Below are 26,840 nucleotides of genomic sequence, written 5' to 3' on the forward strand. Positions count from 1 at the left end.
TCCTCACTGAACCGCGCCCGCTGGCGTGTTTAACAACACAAGCGCAGCAGTCACCAGCAAATTGATCAGGGTCAGCGGCAGGCAGAATTTCCAGCTGAAGTCCATCACCTGGTCATAACGCGGACGCGGGATGGAAGCGCGCAGCAGGATGAACAGCATGATGAAGAACGCGGTCTTCAGGGCGAACCAGACGAAGGACAGTTGCGGCAGGATGCCGAACGGACCGTGCCAGCCACCGAAGAACAGGGTGACCAGCAGTGCCGAGATCAGGATGATGCCGATGTACTCGCCAACGAAGAACATGCCCCATTTCATGCCGGCGTATTCAATGTGGTAACCGTCGGCCAGTTCCTGTTCCGCTTCCGGCTGGTCGAACGGGTGACGGTGAGTCACGGCCACGCCAGCGATGAAGAAGGTACAGAAGCCGAAGAACTGCGGAATGATGAACCACAGGTTCTGCGCCTGGTAGTCGACGATGTCGCGCATGTTGAACGAGCCGACCTGGGCCACGATGCCCATCAGCGCCAGGCCCATGAACACTTCATAGGACACGGTCTGGGCCGAGGCGCGCAGGCTGCCGAGCAGGGCGAACTTGTTGTTGCTCGACCAGCCGGCGAACAGCACCGCGTAGACCGACAGGCCGGCCATGGCGAAGAAGAACAGCAGGCCGATGTTCAGGTCCGCCACGCCCCAGGTTGGGGTGATCGGGATGATCGCGAAAGCGATCAGCAAGGCGCTCATGGCCACGACCGGTGCCAGGGTGAAGATCACCTTGTCGGCAAACGGCGGGGTCCAGTCTTCCTTGAAGAACATCTTCAGCATGTCGGCGGCGATCTGGAACATGCCGAACGGGCCAACGCGGTTCGGACCGTAACGGTCCTGCCACCAGCCCAGCAGGCGACGTTCGACAAAGCTGAGCAAGGCACCTGCGACCACCACGGCCAGCATGATGACCAGGGCTTTGACGACCGCCAGGATCACGTCGATCACTTCAGGGGTGAACCAGGTCATTGCGCTGCCTCCTGCAGACCGTCAACGGATTTGCCAAAGAACGCCGGTGGAATGCCCGCCAGGCCTGCCGGCAGGGCCACCAGACCAGCGCCCAGCTCTTCGTTGATGCGCAGCGGCAGACGCAGGGTCTGGCCCGCCACGCTCACGGCGAGCAGCGCGCCATCGTTGACGCCCAGGCGGTCGGCTTCGGACTTGGCCAGGGAGACGTAGGCGGCCGGGATGCGTTCCTGGACCGGAGCGGCTTTCGAAGAGTTCTCCTCGCTGCCGAACAGGTGGTAGAACGGCACCGCCTGCCAGGTGCCCTGGGCAGGGGAGAAGGCGCGCGGCACGCTGGCGAACCAGCCGAGGCTGTCGCCCTGGCTTTCGATCAGGCGGGTGCCCGGATCGCCGGCACGCAGATGACCACCGACTTCGTCCTGGAACTTGTTCCAGGCTTGCGGCGAGTTCCAGCCCGGCGACCAGGCGAACGGCACCTGGGAGCGCGGCTCCACGGAGCCCGAGTAACCTTCCATGGAGAAGGAAAACGCGGTGTCCTGGTCTTGCGGGGTACGTGGCTCGTGCACGCTGATGTCGGCGCGCATGGCGGTACGGCCGCTGTAACGCAGCGGTTCGCGAGCCAGCTTCAGGCCCTTGATGCGGAACGACGCCGATGGCGCGGCATCGACAATGCGCGCCAGTTGCGGGTTGCTCTGGGCGCAGGCGGCGGTCACGTGGTCCAGCTGGGTCCAGTCCACCGGCTTGTTCAGCAGGGTAGAGCGCAGGGCATGTAGCCAGCGCCAGCCTTCGTGAACCAGGATGCTGGCATCCATATAGGTTGGATCGAACACCTGGAAGAAGCGCTGGGCACGGCCTTCCTGGCTGACCAGGGTGCCGTCGCCCTCGGCGAAGCTGGCCGCTGGCAGGACCAGGTGCGCGCGATCGCTGGTGGCGGTCTTCTGATGGTCGGCGACGATCAGCACTTTCGCGGCGTTCAGCGCGGCATCGACCTTGGCGGCGTCGGTGCGGGTGTACAGATCGTTTTCCAGCACGACCAGGGCGTCGGCCTGGCCGTCGATGACCGCTTGCAGGGCGGCGTCCACCGATTCGCCACCGAGCATGGCCAGGCCAAGGCTGTTGGCCTCGGGCACGATCAGGCTGATGGAACCGTTCTTCTCGCGCAGCTTGAGGGCCTTGGCGATGTTCGCCGCGGCTTCGATCAGCGCCTTGGAACCCAGGGAGGTGCCGGCGATGATCAGTGGGCGCTTGGCGGCGAGGAGGGCGTCGGCGATGCGCTTGGCCAGCTCAAAGGCTTCGCTGTCCAGGCCTTCGACGGCCGGGGCACTGGCGTCCAGGGCGTGGGCCACGGCGAAACCGATGCGCGCCAGGTCGTCGGGAGCGGCGTGTACACACTCCTCGGCAACGTCGTCGAGCTTGGTTTCAGCGATGCTTGCAATGAACAGCGGGTTCAGCGCGTGCTGGCCGATGTTTTTCACCGCGGCGTCGAGCCATGGCTGGACGCGCATGGCGTCGGCCATCTCTTCGGCCTTGCCCTTGACCGACTGGCGCAGGGCCAGGGCCATGCGGGCGGCGGTCTGGGTCAGGTCCTCGCCGAGGACGAACACCGCATCGTGGTCTTCGATGTCGCGCATGGTCGGCACGGGCAGCGGGCTGTTTCTCAGCACTTGCAGGACCAGGCGGATGCGCTCCAGTTCGGCGGCTTCGATACCGCTGTAGAAGTGCTCGGCGCCTACCAGTTCACGCAGGGCGTAGTTGCTTTCCAGGCTGGCGCGAGGCGAGCCGATACCGACGATATTGCGCCCGCGCAGCAGGTCGGCGGCCTTGTCCAGCGCCTGGTCCAGGTTCAGCTTGGTGCCGTCGTTCAGCAGCGGCTGGCGTGGACGGTCTTCGCGGTTGACGTAGCCATAGCCGAAACGGCCACGGTCGCACAGGAAGTACTGGTTCACCGAACCGTTGTAGCGGTTCTCGATGCGCCGCAGTTCGCCGTAGCGCTCGCCCGGGGAAATGTTGCAACCGCTGGAGCAGCCATGGCAGATGCTCGGCGAGAACTGCATGTCCCATTTGCGGTTGTAGCGCTCGGAGTGAGTCTTGTCGGTGAACACACCGGTCGGGCAGACCTCGGTGAGGTTGCCGGAGAACTCGCTTTCCAGGGTGCCGTCTTCAACGCGACCGAAGTACACGTTGTCGTGGGCGCCGAACACACCAAGGTCGGTGCCGCCGGCATAGTCCTTGTAGAAACGCACGCAACGGTAGCAGGCGATGCAGCGGTTCATCTCGTGAGCGATGAACGGGCCGAGTTCCTGGTTCTGGTGGGTACGCTTGGTGAAGCGATAACGGCGCTCGTTGTGGCCGGTCATCACGGTCATGTCTTGCAGGTGGCAGTGACCGCCTTCCTCGCAGACCGGGCAGTCGTGCGGGTGGTTGGTCATCAGCCATTCGACGACACTGGCGCGGAAGGCCTTGGACTCTTCATCGTCGATGGAGATCCAGGTGTTGTCGGTGGCGGGCGTCATGCAGGACATGACAATGCGACCACGGGTGTCGTTCTCGTCGGTGTACTGCTTGACCGCGCACTGGCGACAGGCACCGACGCTACCGAGAGCGGGGTGCCAGCAGAAATAAGGGATGTCGAGGCCTAGTGACAGACATGCCTGTAACAGGTTGTCCGCCCCATCGACTTCGAGCGCTTTGCCGTCTACGTGGATAGTGGCCATGGTTCAAAGTTCTTCGTTGGCCCGGTGTCAGCGGGCGTGGCTAATGGAATCTTGGTGCTCGCCTGGCGCGTCGCGGCGTCTTCAGGCGATACGAGGGCGGCACGGACCACCCTCGTTCGATACGTTTACGCGCCGACTACGATCGGCCGGGCCAGGGGCGGGACGGCGGCAGCACTGGTGGCTGCGATGCCGGCCTCGAACTCTGGACGGAAATACTTGATGGCACTGCCCAATGGCTCCACGGCGCCCGGTGCGTGAGCACAGAAGGTCTTGCCTGGGCCGAGGAAACCGACCAGACCCAGCAGGGTCTCGATATCGCCGGCTTGCCCTTCGCCTTTCTCGAGGGCGCGCAGCAGCTTGACGCTCCACGGCAGGCCATCGCGGCAAGGGGTGCAGAAACCGCAGGATTCACGGGCAAAGAACTCTTCCATGTTGCGCAGCAGCGAGACCATGTTGATGCTGTCGTCGACCGCCATGGCCAGGCCGGTACCCATGCGGGTGCCTACCTTGGCGATGCCGCCGGCGTACATCTGCGCATCCAGGTGTTCAGGCAACAGGAAACCGGTACCGGCGCCGCCGGGCTGCCAGCACTTGAGCTTGAAGCCGTCGCGCATGCCGCCGGCATAGTCTTCGAACAGCTCGCGCGCGGTCACGCCGAACGGCAGCTCCCACAGCCCAGGGTTCTTCACTTTGCCGGAGAAACCCATCAGCTTGGTGCCGTGGTCTTCACTGCCTTCTCGAGCGAGGGATTTGTACCACTCCACGCCGTCGCCGATGATCGCCGGCACGTTGCACAGGGTCTCGACGTTGTTCACGCAGGTCGGCTTGCCCCACACGCCGACGGCGGCAGGGAAGGGCGGCTTGGAGCGCGGATTGGCACGGCGGCCTTCGAGGGAGTTGATCAGTGCGGTTTCTTCACCGCAGATGTAACGCCCGGCGCCGGTGTGGACGAACAGCTCGAAGTCGAAGCCCGAGCCGAGGATGTTCTTGCCCAGCAGGCCTGCGGCCTTGGCTTCTTCCACGGCACGGTTGAGGTGCTTGGCGGCGGTGGTGTACTCGCCCCGCAGGAAGATGTAGCCGCGATAGGTTTTCAGCGCGCGGGCGCTGATCAGCATGCCTTCGATCAGCAGATGGGGCAGTTGCTCCATCAGCATGCGGTCTTTCCAGGTGTTGGGTTCCATTTCATCCGCGTTGCACAGCAGGTAGCGGATGTTCATGGATTCGTCTTTGGGCATCAGGCCCCACTTCACACCAGTGGGGAAGCCCGCGCCGCCGCGGCCCTTGAGGCCGGCGTCCTTGACGGTCTGGACGATGTCGTCCTGGGACAGGTCGGCGAAGGCCTTGCGCGCAGCGGCGTAGCCGTTCTTGGCCTGGTACTCGTCGAGCCATACCGGCTCGCCGTCGTCGCGCAGGCGCCAGGTCAGCGGATGGGTTTCCGGGCTGCGCTGGATGCGGTTGGCAGGGCCGAAGGAAGTCAGGGTCATACGTAGCCCTCCAACAGTTTGGCCACGCCAGCAGGCTGCACGTCGCCGAAAGTGTCGTCGTCGATCATCAGCGCCGGGGCCTTGTCGCAGTTGCCCAGGCAGCATACCGGCAGCAGGGTGAAGCGGCCGTCGGCAGTGGTCTGGCCGAGGCCGATGCCCAGCTCGCTCTGGATCTGGCTGACCACGGACTCGTGGCCGCCGATGTAGCAGACCATGCTGTCGCAGACACGGATGATGTGACGGCCGACCGGCTGACGGAAGATCTGGCTGTAGAACGTCGCCACGCCTTCTACGTCGCTGGCCGGGATGCCGAGGATCTCGCCGATAGCGTAGAGCGCGCCATCAGGCACCCAGCCACGTTCCTTCTGGACGATCTTCAGGGCTTCGATAGACGCCGCGCGCGGGTCTTCGTAGTGATGCAGCTCGTGCTCGATGGCCGAGCGCTCGGTTTCGCTCAGGGCGAAACGGTCTGTCTGGATAAGCGTGCTGTTCATGCTTAGCGGTCCACGTCGGCCATAACGAAGTCGATACTACCCAGGTACGCGATCAAGTCCGCGACCATGCTGCCGCGGATCACCGAAGGGATCTGCTGCAGGTGGGCGAAGCTCGGGGTGCGAATCCGGGTGCGGTAGCTCATGGTGCCGCCATCGCTCGTCAGGTAATAACTGTTGATGCCCTTGGTCGCTTCGATCATCTGGAAGGACTCGTTGGCCGGCATGACCGGGCCCCACGAAACCTGCAGGAAGTGCGTGATCAGGGTCTCGATGTGCTGCAGCGTGCGCTCTTTCGGCGGCGGCGTGGTCAGCGGGTGGTCCGCCTTGTACGGGCCTTCCGGCATGTTGCGCAGGCACTGGTCGATGATCTTGATGCTCTGGCGCATCTCTTCGACGCGGACCATGCAGCGGTCGTAGGCATCGCCGTTGGCCGCCAGCGGTACTTCGAACTCGAAGTTCTCGTAGCCGGAGTAGGGGCGCGCTTTACGCAGGTCGAAATCGCAACCGGTGGAACGCAGGCCGGCACCGGTGACGCCCCATTCCAGGGCTTCCTTGGTGTTGTAGGCGGCGACGCCGATGGTACGACCCTTGAGGATGCTGTTCTGCAGGGCGGCCTTGGTGTATTCGTCGAGGCGCTTGGGCAGCCAGTCGACGAAGTCTTTCACCAGTTTTTCCCAGCCGCGTGGCAGGTCGTGGGCGACGCCGCCGATGCGGTACCAGGCCGGGTGCAGGCGGAAACCGGTGATGGCTTCGATCACGGTGTAGGCGCGCTGACGGTCGGTGAAGGTGAAGAACACCGGGGTCATGGCGCCGACGTCCTGGATGTAGGTGCCCAGGAACAGCAGGTGGCTGGTGATCCGGAAGAACTCGGCCATCATGATGCGGATGACGTCGACCTTCTCCGGCACCTTGATCCCGGCCAGTTTCTCGACCGAGAGCACGTACGGCAGGTTGTTCATCACGCCGCCGAGGTAGTCGATGCGGTCGGTGTACGGGATGAAGCTGTGCCAGGACTGACGCTCGGCCATCTTCTCGGCGCCACGGTGGTGGTAGCCGATGTCCGGTACGCAGTCGACGATTTCTTCGCCGTCCAGCTGCAGGATGATGCGGAAGGCACCATGGGCCGAAGGGTGGTTCGGGCCCAGGTTGAGGAACATGTAGTCCTCGTTGGCGCCGGAACGCTTCATGCCCCAGTCTTCCGGCTTGAAGCGCGCGGCTTCTTCTTCCAGTTGTTGCTTGGCCAGGGTCAGGCTGAACGGATCGAACTCGGTGGCGCGCGCCGGGAAGTCCTTGCGCAGCGGGTGACCTTCCCAGGTCGGCGGCATCATGATGCGCGACAGGTGAGGGTGGCCGGCGAAATCGATGCCGAACATGTCCCAGACTTCACGCTCGTACCAGTTGGCGTTCGGCCAGATACCGGTCACGGTCGGCAAGCTGAGGTCGCTCTCGGACAAGGCGACCTTGATCATTACGTCACTATTACGTTCGATCGACAGCAGGTGGTAGAACACGCTGAAGTCGGCGCCTGGCAGCCCTTGACGCTTGGTGCGCAGACGCTCGTCCACGCCATGCAGGTCATAGAGCATGACGTACGGCTTGGGCAGGTTGCGCAGGAAGGTCAGGACTTCGACGAGTTTGGCACGGGTGACCCACAGCACCGGCATGCCGGTGCGGGTGGCCTGGGCGGTGAACGCCTCAGGGCCGAAACGGTTATTGAGTTCGACGACCACATCCTGGTCGTCTGCCTTATAAGGCGGGATGTACAGAGCACTGCCTGTAGTCATGGTTTTTTATCGCTTTCGGTCAACGTAAAGAATGAAGCCAGTTTTTCGTTCTTTGTAAGAAGCGTTCTGGAATCAGACTTCGTCGGGGCTGCGCAGGTTGGTTACCTGAATACGCTGTTCGCGGCGCTGTTCCTTTTGCGACGGCATTTCGGCGCGATACACGCCTTGGTCACCGACGACCCAGGAAAGTGGGCGACGCTCCTGGCCAATCGACTCCTGCAAGAGCATCAGGCCTTGCAGAAAAGCTTCAGGGCGGGGCGGGCAGCCAGGCACGTAGACGTCCACGGGCAGGAACTTGTCCACCCCTTGAACGACGGAATAGATGTCGTACATGCCACCGGAGTTGGCGCACGAACCCATGGAGATGACCCACTTCGGCTCGAGCATTTGCTCGTAGAGACGCTGAATGATCGGCGCCATCTTGATGAAGCAGGTTCCGGCAATAACCATGAAATCCGCCTGGCGCGGTGATGCCCGGATAACTTCGGCGCCGAAGCGCGCGATGTCGTGGGGCGCCGTGAAGGCGGTGGTCATTTCCACGTAGCAGCAGGACAGGCCGAAGTTGTACGGCCACAGGGAGTTCTTACGCCCCCAGTTGACCGCGCCGCTCAGCACGTCTTCCAGCTTGCCCATGAAGATGTTTTTGTGGACTTGATCTTCTAACGGATCGGAAACGGTTTCCCGTTCGCCGATCGGATACTGCTCGTTAGGAGCATCGGGGTCGATCCTGGTGAGATTGTATTGCATCGCCAAAGCCTCATTGTTTTAGCTTCGCCTGCCGCTTACGGCGACCTTCCGGAGCCCAATCAAGAGCCCCCACCCGCCAAAGGTAGACAAGACCTGCCAACAGAATTGCTATGAAAACGAGAGCTTCGACGAATCCGGTCCAGCCGCTTTCGCGGACGGACACAGACCAGGCAAAGAGAAAGAGGGCTTCGATATCGAAGATCACGAAGAGCATCGCGACCAGATAGAATTTGGCTGAGAGCCGCAAGCGGGCGCCACCGGTAGGTAGCATGCCGGACTCGAACGGTTCGTTTTTGCTGCGGCCCCAGGCTTTTGACCCGAGGAGGCTGGAGACGCCGAGCATGAAGGCGCAGAGGCCGCCTACACCCAGAAGGAAAATGGCAAAGCCCCAGTTGTGGGCCATGAGTCCTGTCGCTTCGGGCATGCTGGTAATCCTTAACAGAGAGCAAAGGTCTCTGAGCTTGATAAAGAAATAAAGCAGTGACGATATGTCGCAGTGCAATCAATCGCCGTGATTTTATGGCTAAACACCGGGCAAGTAAATTTTCATGGCGAAATTATTTAGCGGAATAAGGACATAGCTCCCCTTGCAAGCCCCGTAAGCCACGGCCTGTGGGCATTAGCGGGTGTTTTGTTAATTATGTTTTGTCCTCGCTGTAACGAACATTATTGCCTCTAAATGATAATCAATATTATTTAGCGCTGCTTTTAAACAATGGTTCCCATGAACAGCCGCTAAGTTGTCTTTTATATGCTCGTTACTGCAAGTTGCGAGCGAGCCCCTTTTACCCGCTTTTTCCTCCACGCATACCGCTCTGGATCAATGTTTTGCCTGATTGGCAGGGTGTCCTGGCCGACGTCGTCGCGAGCAGGCTCGTTCCTGTCGCAGCTTGGGGGTTGCCGGTGATGCCTGCAAAAGCCGCAGGCAAAAAACGCCCCGAACGAGTCGGGGCGTCAGATATGCGGCATTGCAGTTAGCTTTTACCGGGTCTGCAATGGCCGTTTTTCAGCGCGAAGTCGAATCAGTGGAACTGTTCTTCTTCGGTGGAGCCGGTCAGTGCGGTTACCGAAGACGAGCCGCCCTGGATCACGGTGGTCATGTCGTCGAAGTAGCCGGTACCCACTTCCTGCTGGTGAGCCACGAAGGTGTAGCCCTTGGCGGCATCGGCGAATTCCTGCTCCTGCAGCTTCACGTAGGCGGTCATGTCGTTGCGGGCGTAGTCGTGCGCCAGGTTGAACATGCTGTGCCACATGTTATGAATGCCGGCCAGGGTAATGAACTGGTGCTTGTAGCCCATGGCGGACAGTTCGCGCTGGAACTTGGCGATGGTCGCGTCGTCCAGGTTCTTCTTCCAGTTGAAGGAAGGCGAGCAGTTGTACGACAGGATCTGGTCCGGGTATTCCTTCTTGATCGCTTCGGCGAAGCGACGGGCTTCGTCCAGGTCCGGCTTGGCGGTTTCACACCAGATCAGGTCGGCGTACGGCGCGTAGGCCAGGCCGCGAGCGATGGCCTGGTCGAGGCCGGCGCGCACTTTATAGAAGCCTTCCTGGGTGCGGGTGCCGGTCACGAACGGCTGGTCGTACGGGTCGCAGTCGGAGGTCAGCAGGTCGGCGGCGTTAGCGTCGGTACGGGCCAGGATGATGGTCGGTACGCCGGCAACGTCGGCCGCCAGGCGGGCAGCGGTCAGCTTCTGCACGGCTTCCTGGGTCGGAACCAGTACCTTGCCGCCCATGTGGCCGCATTTCTTCACGGAAGCCAGCTGGTCTTCGAAGTGAACGCCAGCGGCGCCTGCTTCGATCATGCTTTTCATCAGCTCGTAGGCGTTCAGCACGCCGCCGAAACCGGCTTCGGCGTCAGCCACGATCGGTGCGAAGTAGTCGATGTAGCCTTCGTCGCCCGGGTTCTTGCCGGATTTCCACTGGATCTGGTCGGCGCGACGGAACGAGTTGTTGATGCGCTTGACCACGGTTGGCACGGAGTCCACTGGGTACAGCGACTGGTCCGGGTACATCGATTCGGCGGAGTTGTTGTCCGCGGCAACCTGCCAGCCCGACAGGTAGATCGCCTGGATGCCGGCTTTGACTTGCTGCACTGCCTGGCCGCCGGTCAGGGCGCCCATGCAGTTGACGAAATCTTTCTCAGGACGGAAGGACGGTTTGGCACCCTGGGTCACCAGGTTCCAGAGCTTCTCGGCGCCCATGCGTGCCAGGGTGTGCTCAGGTTGAACCGAGCCACGCAGACGGACAACGTCGGCAGCGGAATAAGTGCGAGTCACGCCTTTCCAGCGCGGGTTTTCAGCCCAGTCTTTTTCAAGGGCTGCAATTTGCTGTTCGCGTGTCAGTGCCATGGAGATAAACCTCGTCGCGTCTTGTGTGAAAAGTCGTTCTTGGGCGGAAAATTCCGACTCGCCAGATACGCAGGGTCAAAGGGTGCGTAGTTGGCTGCTCGCTGACCAGAAGCTTAGGCGGTCAAGTCGGGTATGGCGCGATGGCGACGGTTGAACGATGGGCTCAAGGGGGAAGTGAGCAGGTGAGGGCCAGCTGTCGGGCGCATTCGGGCGTCGTGGGCCTTCATACGAACCATCAGTGTGTTGCCGATCTACCTAGTTAGCTTCCGTCCCTCGGGACAACCTCGTTCCAGTCGCAATCTCGTCAAACACACCTTGTGGGCGGTACAGACACGAATCGGCTCAGGTGGGTAGGTTAGAGCGGCGATCCGAAGGCCCTTGCCAGGGCCCCTGATTAGCGGGAGCGAGGCCATCATGCCTTCGGTTTTTTGCCTCGTCAAACGTTTTGTAGTGCTTTTTTTCTACCACTACATCTTTGGTCTAATACGACTAATCAGTCAGTTTCCGGTGCTTTAGTCCAAGGCGTCGACTTTCACTCGCAAGGTCATGTCATCCCGGCCCTGAGTCGAGTAGCTGCGGGTTGTAGCCTGTTTGTCGGCCTGGTTCTGGCGATTGACGCCGGCCAGGGTGATCCACTCGCCAAGACGGCCGCTGACAGTTGTGTCGGTACTTTGCACATTCACTACATCGGGACGTTCCTGGCTCATGCGGTCACGATTGGTACTGATGCTCAGGTGGACGGTTTCGCCGGTGACGCTGGCCGTAACGTAGAAGCCCTGGGTGACGTTGCGATACTGGGTCTGGTTCTGCAAGCGGCCGTAAGGATCGGTCTGGGTGGTGGTCAACGGCACACTCTGGCCGACCTGGATCAGGGCCGGTATGCCTTCGCTGGCCTGGATCTGCTGGATGCCGCCATCGCGGCTGACGGTGCTGCGGCTGATGATGCGGGTTTGTGGCGTGCCGTTGACCGAATAACCCTGGTTGTTCTGGGTGTTGTTTTCGTTGGTGTCGACCGTGATCAGCAAGCGTTTGGCGGCGGTATCCAGTTGCGCGATGAAGGCGCGCAGTTCCTCGATCTTCTCCGGTTCCGCATTGACGATCAGCTGGTTGCCGTAGGCGCTGACCCGGCCTTCCTTGCTGAGGAAGTTCTGTGCGACGGGCAGCAGGTCGGCGCTGGTGCGGTTATTCAGGGGCACGATCTCGGTCGCGGCCGTGACTGAAAAGCTCGCAGTCAGCAGCAGCGTCGTGAGCAGGGTGCGTAGGGACATGTCCGTTATCTCCGCTAGGGGTGGAAGCCTTGAGTTTGACAGTTTGTCGGCCTGCGGTGGGGCAAGTTGAATCGCCGATGGCAAAACGCCCCGGCCTCCAAGGAGCCAGCTTAGCTTGCTGGATCCGGGGAGGCCGGGGCGTTTTGTGATGCCTGGCAGGACATCGTCAGCAGGTTCGCTGCTGCGCGGGGCTTGCTCAGGCGTTGCTGCGAACCATGTCGACGTGAGGAATGCCCGCTTCCAGGAACTCCTCGCTGACGATGCTGAAACCCAGGCGCTCATAGAAGGCGGTAGCCTGGACCTGGGCGCTGAGCATCAGCTGCTTGAGGCCGCGCTTCTCGGCTTCGCCGATCACTGCCTGCATCAGCGCATCGCCGACCTTCAGGCCGCGCCAGTCCTTGAGCACCGATACCCGGCCGATCTGCCCATCGGGCAGCAGGCGTGCGGTGCCGATCGGAAAGTCGCCTTCGAGCGCGAGGAAATGCACCGCGCTGTCGTCGTCGGCGTCCCACTCCAGCTCAGGGGGGACGGATTGCTCGATGATGAACACCGCTTCACGAATGCGCCGGATCTCGGCGTTATCCTTTTGCCAGTCTGCGACACGTACGCGAATCTTATTCATCGGCAAATCCCAGGCTTCCTTGCTTGACCAGTTCGCACAGCAGGCTGCGTCCATCCTCGTCCGCCAGCCATGGGCCGAGGTTGTCGAGGTGCAGCGCGTCGGCGGCGCAAATCATCTTCAGCAGTTCGCGCAGCTTGCCCGGCAGGTAGCGGCTCTGGCCGCTGGCGAACAGCAGCAGGTCGTCGTCGACTTCGGACCAGGCCAGGCGCGCGCTCGGGTTGCGGATCAGGATGGCGCCCTGTTCGAGGCTGCCGAGCAGGTCTTCTTCTTCCAGCTCGGGGCCGACCACCAGTTCCGGGTAGCGCGGCTCGGTCATGAACTGGCCGAACCAGGTCAGCAGCATGCGCTCGTCGCTCATGTGCTCAGCCAGCAGGCCCTTGAGGCGATCGAGGGCGTCGTGCTGGATCTGGTGTGGATCGCTGACAGGTTGCACGTCGGCGTCGGTATAGCGCTCTTCATCCGGCAGGTACTGGCTGAGGAAGTCGGTGAAGTGGGTCAGCACTTCGGCGGCGCTCGGGGCGCGGAAGCCTACGGAGTAGGTCATGCAGTCGTTCACCGCGACGCCGTAGTGGGCCAGACGCGGTGGCAGGTAAAGCATGTCACCGGGTTCCAGGACCCAGCTTTCGGTTTCTTCGAATTCAGCGAGGATGCGCAGGTCCGCGTGCTGCAGCAGCGGGCTTTCTGCGTCGCACATCTGGCCGATCTTCCAGTTGCGCTTGCCGTGGCCTTGCAGCAGGAACACGTCGTAGTTGTCGAAGTGCGGGCCGACGTTACCGCCGGGAGCGGCGAAGCTGATCATCACGTCATCGATGCGCCAGCTCGGCAGGAAACGGAAATGCTCCAGCAGTTCGGCGACTTCCGGCACGAACTGGTCGACGGCCTGGACCAGCAGGGTCCAGTCACGCTCCGGCAACTTGCTGAACTCGTCTTCGGCGAACGGGCCGCGGCGCAGTTCCCAGGGGCGTTCGCCATGCTCGATGACCAGGCGCGATTCGACCTCTTCTTCCAGCGCCAGGCCGGCCAGTTCGTCGGCGTCGATCGGGCTTTCGAAGTCGGGCAGGGCCTGACGGATCAGCAGGGGCTTTTTCTGCCAGTAGTCACGCAGGAATTCCCGTGCGCTGATGCCGCCCAGAAGTTGAAGAGGAATGTCAGGATTCATGTGTAACCTATTGAAAAAGTGCACTTTTCATACGGGAATAAAAACGCCCGGCGCTGCCGGGCGTCAAAGGTCTTGCCATCGATCAGATGCGTTTGGCTTGGGCCGCGGCATTGCCGATGTAGCTGGCCGGGGTGAGCTTCTTCAGCTCGGCCTTGGCCGCTTCGGGCATTTCCAACGCGTCGATGAAGGTCTGCAGTGCTTCAGGGCTGATGCCCTTGCCGCGCGTCAGTTCCTTGAGTTTCTCGTACGGGTTTTCGATGTTGTAGCGGCGCATCACGGTCTGGATCGGCTCGGCCAGGACTTCCCAGCAGGCGTCCAGGTCTTCGGCGATCTTCTGGGCGTTGAGTTCCAGCTTGCTGATGCCTTTGAGGCTGGCTTCGTAAGCGATCACGCTGTGGGCGAAACCGACGCCCAGGTTACGCAGGACGGTGGAGTCGGTCAGGTCGCGCTGCCAGCGGGAGATCGGCAGTTTGCTCGCCAGGTGCTGGAACAGCGCATTGGCGATACCCAGGTTGCCTTCGGAGTTTTCGAAGTCGATCGGGTTGACCTTGTGCGGCATGGTCGAGGAACCGATTTCGCCGGCGATGGTGCGCTGCTTGAAGTAGCCCAGGGAGATGTAGCCCCAGATATCGCGATCGAAGTCGATCAGGATGGTGTTGAAGCGGGCGATGGCGTCGAACAGCTCGGCGATGTAGTCGTGCGGCTCGATCTGTGTGGTGTACGGGTTGAAGCTCAGGCCCAGTTCGTCTTCGATGAAGGCGCGGGCGTTGGCTTCCCAGTCGATTTCCGGGTAGGCCGACAGGTGCGCGTTGTAGTTGCCCACGGCGCCGTTGATCTTGCCCAGCAGTGGCACGGCGGCGACCTGAGCGATCTGGCGCTCCAGGCGGTACACCACGTTCGCCAGTTCTTTGCCCAGGGTGGTCGGCGAGGCCGGCTGGCCGTGGGTACGCGACAGCATTGGCACGTCGGCGAAGCGCAGGGCCAGTTCGCGGATAGCCCCGGCGGTCTGACGCATCAGCGGCAGCATCACTTCGTCGCGGCCTTCGCGCAGCATCAGGGCGTGGGACAAGTTGTTGATGTCCTCGCTGGTGCAGGCGAAGTGGATGAATTCGCTGACGTTGGCCAGTTCAGGCAGCTTGGCGGCCTGTTCCTTGAGCAGGTACTCGATGGCCTTGACGTCGTGGTTGGTGGTGCGTTCGATCTCTTTGACACGCTCGGCGTGCTCCAGAGAGAAATTTTCCGCCAGAGTGTTCAGTACAGCGTTGGCCTCAGCGGAAAACGCTGGCACTTCGCTGATGGCGGAATGGGCGGCCAGGCGCTGGAGCCAGCGCACTTCGACCAGGACACGAGCACGGATCAGGCCGTATTCGCTGAAAATGGGGCGCAGGGCCTGGGTTTTGCCGGCGTAGCGGCCGTCAACAGGGGAAACCGCAGTGAGCGAAGAGAGCTGCATGGGGTGTTCTCGGACAGTCGGGCAACGAAATGGGGCGCGTATCATACATGAAAATATCCGCCGGTCCGTTGCCAACTGACCAGCGTCTTACGCGTTACTGACTACAAAAGGTCTTGCGGGCGCAGTTCAGCTGCTGCGCATCAGCGGATAAAGCTCTTTGAGCAGTTTGCGGCGGCTGATCACCAGCTGCCAGCGGTGGCCGCCCAGCTGGCGCCACAGCCGCGCCGAACGGATGCCGGCCAGCAGCAGGGCGCGGATCTTCGAGGCATTGCTCGGCTGCTGCAGGTTGCGCATGTCGCCATGCACCTGGATCCGCTGGCGCAAGGTGCTCAGGGTGTCCTGGTACAGCGAGCCGCAAGCGGCAACCACGTTTTCGTGGGCCGGGCCGAAATGTTCGACCTGGGACTGAATCTGCGGCAGGCGCTTGCCGATGATTTCCAGCAGGTCGTCGCGCTTGGCCAGCTGGCGCTCCAGGCCGAGCATCGACAGGGCGTAGCGCAATGGCTCGCGCTGCAGGGTGCTGGGGTCGCGTTCCAGGGCGCCGATCAGGGCGCGATAACCTTCACGCAGGTTGATGTCATCGCCACCGTAGACTTCCAGGGTGTCTTTCGGGTCGCGGATCAGCAGGCTGCCAAGCATGCAGCTCAAGGCTGCTTCGGTGACCTGGCCGGTCTTGGCGATCTTGTCCACCAGCACGGCGGCGAGAAACACGCCGCCCAATGCCGTCAGTTGCTCCTGGGTCGGGCTCATGCCTTGCTGCTCCAGGGCTCTGCGACTTCGATCACGCCGCCGCCCAGACAGATTTCGCCGTCATAGAAGACTACGGATTGGCCGGGGGTGACCGCGCGTTGCGGGTCATCGAAGGTGGCGCGGTAGCCGCTGGCGGTCTTTTCCAGGGTGCAAGGCTGGTCGCTCTGGCGATAGCGCACTTTCGCGGTGAGGCGGCGCGGCTGGCTCAGGTCGATCGGGTTGACCCAATAGATGTCGGAGGCGAGCAGGGCGCGGGAGAACAGCCATGGGTGATCGTTGCCCTGGCCAACGATCAGCTCGTTGTGTTCCAGGTCCTTGATCAACACGTACCACGGCTCATCGCCGGCGTCCTTGAGGCCACCGATGCCCAGGCCCTGGCGCTGGCCGATGGTGTGGTACATCAGGCCGTGGTGGCGGCCGATCACTTCGCCTTCGGTGGTCTTGATCTCGCCGGGCTGGGCCGGCAGGTATTGCTTGAGAAAGTCGCTGAAACGCCGTTCACCGATAAAGCAGATACCGGTGGAGTCCTTCTTCTTGGCGGTGGCCAGGTCGTGTTTCTCGGCGATCGCACGGACTTCGGGTTTTTCCAGCTCGCCTACCGGAAACAGGGTCTTGGCGATCTGTTCGCCGCCAACGGCGTGCAGGAAGTAGCTCTGATCCTTGTTCGGATCCAGGCCCTTGAGCAGTTCGGTGCGCCCGTCGATGTCGCGGCGGCGCACATAGTGGCCGGTGGCGATCAGGTCGGCGCCGAGCATCATGGCGTAGTCGAGGAACGCCTTGAACTTGATTTCACGGTTGCACAGGATGTCCGGGTTCGGCGTGCGGCCGGCCTTGTATTCGGCCAGGAAGTGCTCGAACACATTGTCCCAGTACTCGGCGGCGAAGTTGGCGGTGTGCAGCTTGATGCCGATCTTGTCGCACACGGCCTGGGCGTCCGCGAGGTCGTCCATGGCGGTGCAGTACTCGGTTCCGTCGTCTTCCTCCCAGTTCTTCATGAACAGGCCTTCCACCTGATAACCCTGCTCCATCAGCAGGAGGGCGGAAACGGAAGAGTCCACGCCGCCGGACATGCCGACGATGACGCGCTTCTTTTGGGTGTCAGAAGGGGCTGGATCACGCATAGGAATTCAACGGGTGTCTTGAAAAAGGACGCGATTCTAACAGGCTGAGGCCTGCAAGGCTAAAACTGCGGTTAAAGCGACGGACGGATCAGTTCGAGGCTGTGCAGTTGCCCGGCCAGATAGTCGTCGACGCAGCGGATAATCAGCTCGCTGCGCCATTGCGGGCGCAAGGCCAGCAGTTCGTTGCGGCTCAGCCAGCGCGGGCCGATGATGCCGTCGTCCAATTGATAGTCAGGGTGGTGCCTGAGCGGTTTGCCGGCAAAGCAGATGCGTTGGTAGGTCACGCCATTGCTGGGGGCGGTGTACAGGTAGATGCCGACCACGCCGGTCAGCTCGATGTCCCAGCCGGTTTCTTCCAGGGTTTCACGAATGGCTGCCTGGAGCAGGCTTTCGTCCGGGTCCAGGTGTCCGGCGGGCTGGTTGAACACCGCCTGGTCGCCCTGGAGCTCCTCGACGAACAGGAAGCGCCCCTGATCCTCAACGATGGTGGCGACGGTGATGTGGGGTTGCCATTCCATATATAAAGCTCCGTCTTGAGTGGGTGGTCATCATAAAGTGAATACGGCCCTGGCTAGGAGCGAAGCTTGCTCGCGATAGGGGCGCTGCGGTGAGTCAGGCGAAACGTGCTGCTTTCATCGCGAGCAAGCTTCGCTCCTACAGGGAAGGTGTTGTCCAAAAAAGCACAAACCCCGGCACTTGGCCGGGGTTTGCATGACAGCGGTGTTGCTTAAACCAGCGCAGCGATAGCCGCGTTGAGGGTGGCGCTTGGGCGCATGGCCTTGCTCACCAGCTCAGGGTTGGCGCTGTAGTAGCCGCCGATGTCCACTGGCTTGCCTTGAACGCCGTTGAGTTCGGCGACGATGGTCGCTTCGTTCTCGGTCAGGGTCTTGGCCAGGGTGCTGAACTGCGCTTGCAGGGCGGTATCTTCAGTCTGGGTGGCCAGGGCCTGGGCCCAGTACAGCGCCAGGTAGAAGTGGCTGCCGCGGTTGTCGATGTTGCCGACTTTGCGCGATGGCGACTTGTTGTTGTCCAGGAACTGACCGGTTGCCTGGTCGAGGGTCTTGGCCAGTACCAGCGCTTTCGGGTTGTTGTAAGTGTTGCCTAGGTGCTCCAGGGAAGCGGCCAAGGCCAGGAACTCACCCAGGGAATCCCAGCGCAGGAAGTTTTCTTCCAGCAGCTGTTGTACGTGCTTCGGAGCCGAACCGCCGGCGCCGGTTTCGAACAGGCCGCCACCGTTCATCAGCGGCACGATCGACAGCATCTTGGCGCTGGTGCCCAGTTCCATGATCGGGAACAGGTCGGTCAGGTAGTCGCGCAGCACGTTGCCGGTGACGGAGATGGTGTCCTTGCCTTCGCGGGTGCGGGCCAGGGTGAACTTCATGGCATCGACTGGCGACATCACGCGGATGTCCAGGCCGGCGGTGTCGTGATCCTTCAGGTAAGCCTGGACCTTCTCGATCATCACGCCGTCGTGGGCGCGCATCGGGTCCAGCCAGAAAATCGCTGGCGTGCTGCTGGCGCGAGCGCGGTTGACGGCCAGTTTGACCCAGTCCTGGATCGGCGCGTCCTTGGTCTGGCACATGCGGAAGATGTCGCCGGCTTCGACGGCCTGTTCCAGCAGCAGGTTGCCCTTGCTGTCGGTGACGCGAACGACGCCGTCAGCCTTGATCTGGAAGGTCTTGTCGTGGGAGCCGTACTCTTCGGCTTTCTTCGCCATCAGGCCAACGTTCGGCACGCTGCCCATGGTGGTCGGGTCGAAGGCGCCGTTGGCCTTGCAGTCTTCGATCACGGCCTGGTAGATGGTGGCGTAGCAGCGATCCGGGATCAGTGCCTTGGTGTCGTGCAACTGGCCGTCGGTGCCCCACATCTTGCCGGAGTCACGGATCATGGCTGGCATCGAGGCGTCGACGATCACGTCGCTCGGCACGTGCAGGTTGGTGATGCCTTTGTCGGAGTTGACCATGGCCAGGGCAGGGCGCACGGCGTAGACGGCCTGGATGTCAGCTTCGATCTGCGCTTGCTGCTCCGCGGGCAGGGCCTTGATGCGGGCGTACAGGTCGCCGATGCCGTTGTTCAGGTTGAAGCCGATCTGGCTCAGCACGTCGGCGTGCTTGCTCAGGGCGTCCTGATAGAACTCTGCAACGATCTGGCCGAACATGATCGGGTCGGAAACCTTCATCATGGTGGCTTTCAGGTGCACCGACAGCAGTACGCCTTGCTTCTTGGCATCTTCGATCTCGGCGGCAACGAAAGCCCGCAGGGCCTTTTTGCTCATGACTGCGCAATCGAGGATCTCGCCGGCTTGTACGGCGGTTTTTTCCTTCAGGACGGTAGCGCGACCGTCTTGAGCGATCAGCTCGATCTTCACGGTGTCCTGGGCGTCGATCAGGGCGGCTTTTTCGCTGCCGTAGAAATCGCCCTGGCTCATGTGAGCAACGTGGGACTTGGAGTCTTTGGCCCAGGCGCCCATTTTGTGCGGGTGCTTGCGCGCGTAGTTCTTGACCGACAGCGGAGCGCGGCGGTCGGAGTTGCCTTCACGCAGAACCGGGTTCACGGCGCTGCCCTTGACCTTGTCGTAGCGCGCCTTGGCGTCTTTGTCGGCGTCGCTGGTCACGGTTTCCGGGTAGTCCGGCAGGGCATAGCCCTTGGCTTGCAGCTCTTTGATCGCGGCCTGAAGCTGCGGTGCCGAAGCACTGATGTTCGGCAGCTTGATGATGTTGGCTTCAGGCGTTACGGCCAGGTCGCCCAGCTCGGCCAGGTGGTCTGGTACGGCTTTGTCGCCCAGCAGCTCCGGGAAGCTGGCAAGAATACGCCCTGCGAGAGAGATGTCGCGGGTTTCCACGGCAATATCAGCGGAAGCGGTGAAGGCTTCGACGATAGGGAGCAGCGAGTAGGTGGCGAGGGCGGGGGCTTCGTCGGTGAAGGTATAGATGATCTTCGAGCGGGTGGGCATATTCGGATTAACTCTCTTCTTTGCTAAAGCGTGCGCAGAAACTCGAGGGGGCGCCGGGTAAGCGCGTTCGTTCAAAGTCATCCGTGAACCGAATGTCGAGGTTTCTTCGCGGTGATGTTGGGTGCATCAGTCGAGCGTCAAGCGGGTGGGCTGCGGTAACAACCCGGCTTTGGGCGGAAAGTCTCGGCTTCTTTTTTCCAGTAGCAGAGCGCTCAGCCGTCGTGACCCTATGGTCAGCGGCGGCATTATACATAGGTAGCTGGCAAAACGCCGGCGGTTCATATGCAACCGATCTCGTCCATTGGTCTAAAGGTCGCAGGCGGGGTGGCGGCGTAGAGTCCTCCGCAGTGCTCAAGTTTGGCGCTTTTCCCTTTGCTTTCAGGCTTGTAGGCCACGAACTGCGCAGCCTTCACGGCAGATGAACGGAACATGAGGTTCCCGTGCAGATTCAACTGGGGTACGCTCGAACGCAGCCAGATGTTCAATCCACACAACGGAGTTCAGCATGGGATACAAGAAGATTCAGGTTCCAGCAGTCGGCGACAAAATCACCGTCAACGCAGACCATTCTCTCAATGTTCCTAACAACCCGATTATCCCTTTCATCGAAGGCGATGGTATTGGCGTTGATATCAGCCCGGTCATGATCAAGGTTGTCGATGCTGCTGTTAAGAAGGCCTACGGCGGCGAGCGCAAAATCTCCTGGATGGAAGTCTATGCCGGCGAGAAAGCAACTCAAGTGTACGACCAGGACACCTGGCTCCCTCAGGAAACCCTGGACGCAGTCAAGGATTACGTGGTTTCCATCAAGGGCCCGCTGACCACTCCGGTAGGTGGCGGTATCCGTTCCCTGAACGTGGCCCTGCGTCAGCAGCTTGACCTGTATGTGTGCCTGCGCCCGGTGCGCTGGTTCGAAGGCGTGCCGAGCCCGGTGAAGAAGCCTGGCGATGTCGACATGACCATTTTCCGTGAGAACTCGGAAGACATTTACGCCGGTATCGAATGGAAGGCCGGCTCCGCCGAAGCCACCAAGGTCATCAAGTTCCTCAAAGAAGAAATGGGTGTCACCAAGATCCGTTTCGACGAAAACTGCGGTATCGGCGTCAAGCCGGTTTCCCTGCAGGGCACCAAGCGTCTGGCGCGCAAAGCGCTGCAATATGTGGTCGACAACGATCGCGATTCGCTGACTATCGTGCATAAAGGCAACATCATGAAGTTCACCGAAGGTGCCTTCAAAGAGTGGGCCTATGAAGTGGCGGCGGAGGAGTTCGGCGCGACGCTGCTCGATGGCGGCCCGTGGATGCAGTTCAAGAACCCGAAAACCGGCAAGAACGTGATCGTCAAGGACGCCATCGCCGATGCGATGCTCCAGCAGATCCTGCTGCGTCCGGCCGAATATGACGTGATTGCGACCCTTAACCTGAACGGTGACTACCTGTCCGACGCGCTGGCGGCTGAAGTGGGCGGGATCGGCATCGCTCCGGGCGCCAACCTGTCCGACACCGTGGCCATGTTCGAGGCGACCCACGGTACGGCGCCGAAGTACGCGGGCAAGGACCAGGTGAACCCGGGTTCGCTGATCCTGTCCGCGGAAATGATGCTGCGTCACATGGGCTGGACCGAAGCGGCCGACCTGATCATCAAGGGCACCAACGGCGCCATTGGTGCCAAGACCGTGACCTACGACTTCGAGCGCCTGATGGAAGGCGCCACGCTGTTGTCGTCTTCGGCGTTCGGCGATGCGCTGATCTCTCACATGTAAATTGACACGCTCCAAATGAAACGGCCGGTTCAATCAATTGAACCGGCCGTTTTTTTATGACTGTTTTTTATGACTGGATGCTGAAGATTTTCAGCTCAGGGCCGTTTCCTGGTAGGAGGGGGCTGCGGCGGGGGTGTTCTGGGTCTTGATGGATTGGATTTTCACGGCGTGCAGGCCCTTGGGTCCTTGAGTGATCTCAAAGCTCACGGCCTGGCCGGCTTTCAAGGTTTTGTAGCCTTCCATCTCGATGGCCGAGTAGTGGGCGAAAAGGTCATCGCTTTTACCCTCCTCATTAATGAAGCCATAACCCTTGGCGTTGTTGAACCACTTGACCTTGCCGCTTGCCATGCTCATATCCCTCTGCAACAGACTCCATCACTGGAGTATCATCCAGTTCATCCGTACCGGAATCCGAAAATATAGGATTGACGGCACGGACCTTTATTACCCAATGTGGGCTCTATTGGTTGTAACACCGTTTTGCCGATAGTCAAGGTGACCCGGCGGTCGGAGTTGAAATCCCCCTGGAGCGCCCCCACCACTGTATTTGCTCAACTAACGAACCTTTCTTTCCATGCATGCAATCAGCCAGATTCGACTAACATTCAATCAGGATCGCCCGGATTTCCAAGACGACGATTCCGCTGGCTTGGCTGTACAGGAAGCTAAGCCGACGTTGCAGGCTCCGCCGATGTACAAGGTGGTTTTGTTCAATGATGACTACACACCGATGGATTTCGTCGTCGAAGTGCTCGAGGTGTTTTTTAACCTGAATCGCGAGCTGGCGACCAAGGTAATGCTGGCCGTTCATACAGAAGGACGGGCAGTATGTGGATTGTTTACCCGCGACATCGCCGAGACCAAGGCCATGCAGGTCAACCAGTACGCCAGGGAAAGCCAGCATCCGCTACTCTGTGAAATCGAGAAGGACGGTTAACGCCGACCACTTGGGTATGAGGTGAAGCTATGTTAAACCGCGAGCTCGAAGTCACCCTCAATCTCGCCTTCAAAGAGGCTCGTTCGAAGCGTCATGAGTTCATGACCGTCGAGCACCTCTTGTTGGCTCTTTTGGATAATGAGGCCGCCGCCACCGTTTTGCGTGCCTGCGGAGCAAACCTCGACAAACTCAAGCACGACCTGCAGGAGTTCATCGACTCCACCACGCCGCTGATTCCCGTGCACGACGAGGATCGCGAAACCCAGCCAACCCTGGGCTTCCAGCGTGTGCTGCAACGTGCTGTCTTCCATGTGCAGAGCTCGGGCAAGCGCGAAGTGACCGGCGCCAATGTGCTGGTTGCAATCTTCAGTGAGCAAGAGAGTCAGGCGGTGTTCCTGCTGAAACAGCAGAGCGTTGCCCGCATCGATGTCGTCAACTACATCGCCCATGGCATCTCCAAGGTGCCGGGGCATGGCGATCATTCCGAAGGTGAGCAGGATATGCAGGACGATGAAGGCGGTGAGTCTTCCTCTTCAGGTAATCCGCTGGATGCTTATGCCAGCAATCTCAATGAGCTGGCGCGCCAGGGGCGTATCGACCCGTTGGTCGGTCGTGAGCAGGAAGTCGAGCGTGTGGCGCAGATTCTTGCGCGTCGGCGCAAGAACAATCCGCTGCTGGTGGGCGAGGCCGGGGTCGGTAAAACGGCCATCGCCGAAGGTCTGGCCAAGCGCATCGTCGACAGTCAGGTGCCTGACCTGTTGGCCAGTAGCGTGGTGTACTCCCTGGATCTCGGCGCGTTGCTGGCGGGTACCAAATACCGCGGTGATTTCGAGAAGCGCTTCAAGGCGTTGCTGGGCGAGTTGAAGAAACGTCCGCAGGCGATCCTGTTCATCGACGAGATTCACACCATCATTGGCGCCGGTGCGGCGTCCGGTGGGGTGATGGATGCCTCGAACCTGCTCAAACCGCTGCTTTCTTCGGGTGACATCCGTTGCATCGGTTCGACCACCTTCCAGGAATTCCGTGGGATTTTCGAGAAGGACCGGGCCTTGGCTCGTCGTTTCCAGAAGGTCGATGTGTCCGAGCCTTCGGTAGAGGACACCATCGGCATTCTGCGCGGCCTCAAGGGGCGTTTCGAGCTGCACCACAGTATCGAGTACAGCGATGAGGCATTGCGCGCCGCTGCCGAACTGGCGTCGCGTTATATCAATGACCGGCATATGCCCGACAAGGCGATCGACGTGATTGACGAGGCGGGCGCCTATCAGCGTCTGCAGCCTGTCGACAAGCGCGTAAAACGCATAGAGGTGGCTCAGGTCGAGGATATCGTGGCGAAAATCGCGCGGATTCCGCCGAAACACGTCACCAGTTCCGACAAGGAGCTGCTGCGTAACCTCGAGCGCGACCTGAAGTTGACGGTGTTCGGCCAGGATGCGGCGATCGACTCGCTGTCGACCGCGATCAAGCTGTCCCGTGCCGGCCTGAAATCGCCAGACAAGCCCGTCGGTTCGTTCCTGTTCGCCGGGCCTACCGGTGTCGGTAAGACCGAAGCCGCGCGGCAGTTGGCTAAGGCGCTGGGTATCGAACTGGTGCGTTTCGACATGTCCGAGTACATGGAGCGTCACACCGTATCGCGTCTGATCGGTGCGCCTCCGGGTTATGTCGGTTTCGACCAGGGCGGTTTGCTGACCGAAGCGATTACCAAGCAGCCTCACTGCGTATTGCTGCTCGATGAAATCGAAAAGGCCCACCCGGAAGTCTTCAACCTGCTGCTGCAGGTGATGGACCACGGTACCTTGACCGATAACAACGGGCGCAAGGCGGATTTCCGCAACGTGATCGTGATCATGACCACCAACGCAGGTGCCGAGACCGCGGCGCGGGCTTCCATCGGGTTCACTCATCAGGATCACTCTTCCGATGCCATGGAAGTGATCAAGAAGAGCTTCACGCCGGAATTCCGTAACCGTCTGGACACCATTATTCAGTTTGGTCGCCTCAGTCATGAGGTTATCAAGAGCGTGGTGGACAAGTTCCTTACCGAACTGCAGGCGCAGCTGGAGGACAAGCGCGTTCAGCTGGAAGTCACCGATGCGGCCCGCAGCTGGCTGGCGGCTGGTGGTTACGATGTGACCATGGGTGCTCGTCCTATGGCGCGCCTGATCCAGGACAAGATCAAGCGTCCGCTGGCGGAGGAGATACTCTTTGGCGAACTGGCCGAACATGGCGGTGTGGTACACATCGACATCAAGGATGGCGAGCTGACCTTCGAGTTCGAGACCACCGCAGAAATGGCCTGACCGGCCGCAATAAAAAAAGGCGCCGCAAGGCGCCTTTTTTATATCTGTTCTGTAGGCAGACAGAGTAAATCGCAGGTAAACAAAAAACGCCCGGCATGGGCCGGGCGTCTTGTATTGACTTGCTTAGCGAGCGCGGTAAGTGATGCGCCCTTTGCTCAAGTCATAGGGCGTCAGTTCGACGCGCACTTTGTCACCGGTAAGAATACGAATGTAGTTCTTGCGCATCTTGCCGGAGATATGCGCGGTTACGACGTGCCCATTTTCCAACTCCACACGAAACATGGTGTTGGGCAGGGTGTCGACGACAGTGCCTTCCATTTCGAAGCTGTCTTCTTTCGACATGCAGTAAAGCCCTCGGTGTCCAATGAATGGCCCGGTGCAACTGCGCCAGGCAAAAGCGGCGTGCATTGTGCCCGAAAAGTGGGGTTCAAGCCAAGGGCTTCTAGTTCAGGATGACCCATCTCTGGTTAATCAGCAGCTCAATGGGCCGATATTGGGTCTTGTAGTTCATCTTTTTGCAGTTTTTGATCCAGTATCCGAGGTAGACCGCGTCCAGGCCCAGGCGCAAGGCTTCGCCGATCTGCCACAGAATGGCGTAGCGACCGAGGCTGCGGCGCTCTTCATCGGGTTCGTAGAAGGTATAGACCGCGGAAAGGCCATTGGGCAGCAGATCGGTGACGGCCACGGCGAGCAGGCGCCCATCGAGGCGGAACTCGTAGAACCTGGAGAAGGGCAGATCGCGAACCAGAAAGGTCGAGAACTGATCTCGGCTGGGTGGGTACATGTCGCCATCGGCGTGGCGTTGCTCGATATAACGCTGATAAAGGTCGAAATACTCTTCGCTGAACCCCGGTTTGACAGGCTGGACTTTCAGGTCGGCATTGCGTTTGAGAATACGTTTTTGCTGACGATTGGGTACAAACTGCGCGGCAGGAATGCGTGCCGGAACACAGGCATTGCAGTTTTGGCAATGCGGCCGGTACAGGTGGTCGCCACTGCGGCGAAAGCCCATTTCCGACAGATCTGCGTAGACATGCACATCCATGGGCTGACTAGGATCGAGGAACAGCGTGGTCGCCTGTTCTTCGGGCAGGTAGCTGCAAGAGTGGGGCTGAGTGGCATAAAACTTCAAACGCGCCAACTCGGTCATGAATCAACCCTCGGGATTAGCTTTGAATTAAGTGTAAGCCACACCGGCAAAACCCGCCTAGGAAACCCATATGGCGCGGCTGGGCTGGTCCAGATGGCGCCGCAGATAGCCGGCGAACTCCTGGCGGGGGATGGCGCGGGCGCCCAGGCTGTGCAAGTGGTCGGTGGGCATCTGGCAGTCGATCAGGGCGAAGCCCCATGTCCGTAAATGTTGGACCAGCGTGACGAAGCCGAATTTCGACGCATTGTCGGCCCGACTGAACATCGATTCGCCGAAAAACAGCTGGCCCATTGCTAGCCCATACAGCCCGCCCACCAGCAAACCCTGATCCCAGACTTCGACCGAATGGGCATAACCGCGCTTGTGCAGTTCAAGGTAGGCATCCTGCATCGATTCGGTGATCCAGGTGCCGTCGGCATAAGGGCGTGGCGCCGCGCAGGCGCTGATGACCGCGGCAAAATCCTGATCGAAGGTGACCTGGTAGCGTTGCTGGCGCAGCAGCTTGCCCAGGCTGTGGGATACATGCAGTTCGTCTGGAAATAACACGGTGCGTGGGTCGGGTGACCACCAGAGGATGGGCTGGCCTTCGGAAAACCAGGGAAAGCAGCCGTGGCGATAGGCCTGGATCAGCCGGTCGGCTGACAGGTCGCCGCCGGCGGCCAACAAGCCGTTGGGGTCGCGCAGGGCCTTTTCCAGCGGGGGAAAGTCGAAGGTGTTGCGTTGTAACCAGGTCAGCATGGCATTCAGACTTGCGGAAGGGGAGGGCGGTGGCGGACCTCCAAGGCC

Annotated in this window: 23 protein-coding genes; 3 read left to right on the forward strand and 20 right to left on the reverse strand. The window is 60.7% G+C overall.

Annotation, left to right across the window (positions count from 1 at the left end; translation table 11 throughout):
• Positions 1–3 precede the first annotated feature (3 nt).
• The 16 genes from nuoH to CRO75_RS19010 form a co-directional block, all read right to left on the reverse strand.
• Positions 4–1,011, reverse strand: a complete 1,008-nt coding sequence (gene nuoH / locus CRO75_RS18935) for an NADH-quinone oxidoreductase subunit NuoH (RefSeq protein WP_007929607.1) — start codon at positions 1,009–1,011, stop codon at positions 4–6.
• Positions 1,008–3,722: an NADH-quinone oxidoreductase subunit NuoG gene (nuoG, locus tag CRO75_RS18940; RefSeq protein ID WP_097137477.1), complete on the reverse strand. Its 2,715-nt coding sequence runs from the start codon at positions 3,720–3,722 to the stop codon at positions 1,008–1,010. Before nuoG ends, nuoH begins: the two co-directional genes overlap by 4 nt.
• A 125-nt stretch (positions 3,723–3,847) precedes the next feature.
• Positions 3,848–5,206 (reverse strand): NADH-quinone oxidoreductase subunit NuoF, encoded by a 1,359-nt coding sequence (gene nuoF, locus CRO75_RS18945; RefSeq protein WP_009044590.1) that lies wholly within the window; start codon positions 5,204–5,206, stop codon positions 3,848–3,850.
• Complete coding sequence (gene nuoE / locus CRO75_RS18950; protein ID WP_007929184.1) at positions 5,203–5,700, reverse strand: NADH-quinone oxidoreductase subunit NuoE; 498 nt, start codon at positions 5,698–5,700, stop codon at positions 5,203–5,205. Before nuoE ends, nuoF begins: the two co-directional genes overlap by 4 nt.
• 2 nt (positions 5,701–5,702) lie before the next feature.
• On the reverse strand, positions 5,703–7,484 hold the full coding sequence (gene nuoC, locus CRO75_RS18955) for an NADH-quinone oxidoreductase subunit C/D (RefSeq protein ID WP_007929185.1): 1,782 nt from the start codon (positions 7,482–7,484) through the stop codon (positions 5,703–5,705).
• Positions 7,485–7,556: 72 nt separating this feature from the next.
• Positions 7,557–8,231 (reverse strand): NADH-quinone oxidoreductase subunit B, encoded by a 675-nt coding sequence (locus CRO75_RS18960; protein ID WP_007929186.1) that lies wholly within the window; start codon positions 8,229–8,231, stop codon positions 7,557–7,559.
• Positions 8,232–8,241: 10 nt separating this feature from the next.
• A complete protein-coding gene (locus CRO75_RS18965; RefSeq protein ID WP_007929187.1) occupies positions 8,242–8,655 on the reverse strand; it encodes an NADH-quinone oxidoreductase subunit A in 414 nt (137 codons plus the stop codon).
• A 598-nt stretch (positions 8,656–9,253) separates the two neighbouring features.
• Positions 9,254–10,579 carry an isocitrate lyase gene (gene aceA / locus CRO75_RS18970; protein ID WP_007929188.1) on the reverse strand — a complete coding sequence of 442 codons (1,326 nt, stop codon included), beginning with the start codon at positions 10,577–10,579 and terminating at the stop codon, positions 9,254–9,256.
• 512 nt (positions 10,580–11,091) lie between these two features.
• Positions 11,092–11,847 (reverse strand): secretin N-terminal domain-containing protein, encoded by a 756-nt coding sequence (locus tag CRO75_RS18975; protein WP_097137479.1) that lies wholly within the window; start codon positions 11,845–11,847, stop codon positions 11,092–11,094.
• 196 nt (positions 11,848–12,043) lie between these two features.
• Positions 12,044–12,469 (reverse strand): GNAT family N-acetyltransferase, encoded by a 426-nt coding sequence (locus CRO75_RS18980; protein ID WP_097137481.1) that lies wholly within the window; start codon positions 12,467–12,469, stop codon positions 12,044–12,046.
• Positions 12,462–13,628, reverse strand: a complete 1,167-nt coding sequence (locus CRO75_RS18985) for a cupin domain-containing protein (protein WP_009044587.1) — start codon at positions 13,626–13,628, stop codon at positions 12,462–12,464. Before CRO75_RS18985 ends, CRO75_RS18980 begins: the two co-directional genes overlap by 8 nt.
• An 82-nt stretch (positions 13,629–13,710) precedes the next feature.
• Positions 13,711–15,081 carry an adenylosuccinate lyase gene (gene purB, locus CRO75_RS18990; protein ID WP_007929192.1) on the reverse strand — a complete coding sequence of 457 codons (1,371 nt, stop codon included), beginning with the start codon at positions 15,079–15,081 and terminating at the stop codon, positions 13,711–13,713.
• Positions 15,082–15,207: 126 nt separating this feature from the next.
• Positions 15,208–15,831, reverse strand: coding sequence for a high frequency lysogenization protein HflD (gene hflD / locus CRO75_RS18995; protein ID WP_007929193.1), 624 nt, complete (start codon positions 15,829–15,831; stop codon positions 15,208–15,210).
• Positions 15,828–16,952, reverse strand: coding sequence for a tRNA 2-thiouridine(34) synthase MnmA (gene mnmA, locus CRO75_RS19000; RefSeq protein WP_009044586.1), 1,125 nt, complete (start codon positions 16,950–16,952; stop codon positions 15,828–15,830). Before mnmA ends, hflD begins: the two co-directional genes overlap by 4 nt.
• A gap of 71 nt (positions 16,953–17,023) precedes the next feature.
• Positions 17,024–17,470 (reverse strand): NUDIX hydrolase, encoded by a 447-nt coding sequence (locus tag CRO75_RS19005; protein ID WP_097137484.1) that lies wholly within the window; start codon positions 17,468–17,470, stop codon positions 17,024–17,026.
• A gap of 209 nt (positions 17,471–17,679) precedes the next feature.
• Positions 17,680–19,905, reverse strand: a complete 2,226-nt coding sequence (locus CRO75_RS19010; protein WP_097137486.1) for an NADP-dependent isocitrate dehydrogenase — start codon at positions 19,903–19,905, stop codon at positions 17,680–17,682.
• Between the two features lie 505 nt (positions 19,906–20,410).
• On the opposite strand from CRO75_RS19010, the gene icd reads away from it, so the two are divergent.
• Positions 20,411–21,667, forward strand: coding sequence for an NADP-dependent isocitrate dehydrogenase (gene icd / locus CRO75_RS19020; RefSeq protein WP_007929208.1), 1,257 nt, complete (start codon positions 20,411–20,413; stop codon positions 21,665–21,667).
• A gap of 90 nt (positions 21,668–21,757) precedes the next feature.
• On the opposite strand, the gene cspD is transcribed toward icd, so the two are convergent.
• Positions 21,758–22,015, reverse strand: a complete 258-nt coding sequence (gene cspD, locus CRO75_RS19025; RefSeq protein ID WP_009044583.1) for a cold shock domain-containing protein CspD — start codon at positions 22,013–22,015, stop codon at positions 21,758–21,760.
• A gap of 226 nt (positions 22,016–22,241) precedes the next feature.
• On the opposite strand from cspD, the gene clpS reads away from it, so the two are divergent.
• Together clpS and clpA are read left to right on the forward strand one after the other, a co-directional pair.
• Positions 22,242–22,604, forward strand: a complete 363-nt coding sequence (gene clpS / locus CRO75_RS19030) for an ATP-dependent Clp protease adapter ClpS (RefSeq protein ID WP_009044582.1) — start codon at positions 22,242–22,244, stop codon at positions 22,602–22,604.
• Between the two features lie 29 nt (positions 22,605–22,633).
• Entirely contained in the window at positions 22,634–24,904 is a 2,271-nt protein-coding gene (gene clpA, locus CRO75_RS19035) for an ATP-dependent Clp protease ATP-binding subunit ClpA (protein ID WP_007929214.1), read from the forward strand.
• A 123-nt stretch (positions 24,905–25,027) separates the two neighbouring features.
• On the opposite strand, the gene infA is transcribed toward clpA, so the two are convergent.
• From infA to aat, 3 genes are all read right to left on the reverse strand, one after another.
• Positions 25,028–25,246 (reverse strand): translation initiation factor IF-1, encoded by a 219-nt coding sequence (gene infA / locus CRO75_RS19040; protein WP_002553999.1) that lies wholly within the window; start codon positions 25,244–25,246, stop codon positions 25,028–25,030.
• 100 nt (positions 25,247–25,346) lie between these two features.
• Positions 25,347–26,054: an arginyltransferase gene (locus CRO75_RS19045; RefSeq protein WP_007929216.1), complete on the reverse strand. Its 708-nt coding sequence runs from the start codon at positions 26,052–26,054 to the stop codon at positions 25,347–25,349.
• A gap of 57 nt (positions 26,055–26,111) precedes the next feature.
• Positions 26,112–26,792, reverse strand: a complete 681-nt coding sequence (gene aat / locus CRO75_RS19050; protein ID WP_097137488.1) for a leucyl/phenylalanyl-tRNA--protein transferase — start codon at positions 26,790–26,792, stop codon at positions 26,112–26,114.
• Positions 26,793–26,840: the final 48 nt, after the last annotated feature.

This window comes from Pseudomonas sp. LAMO17WK12:I10 (assembly GCF_900215185.1).
GTDB lineage: Bacteria > Pseudomonadota > Gammaproteobacteria > Pseudomonadales > Pseudomonadaceae > Aquipseudomonas > Aquipseudomonas chlororaphis.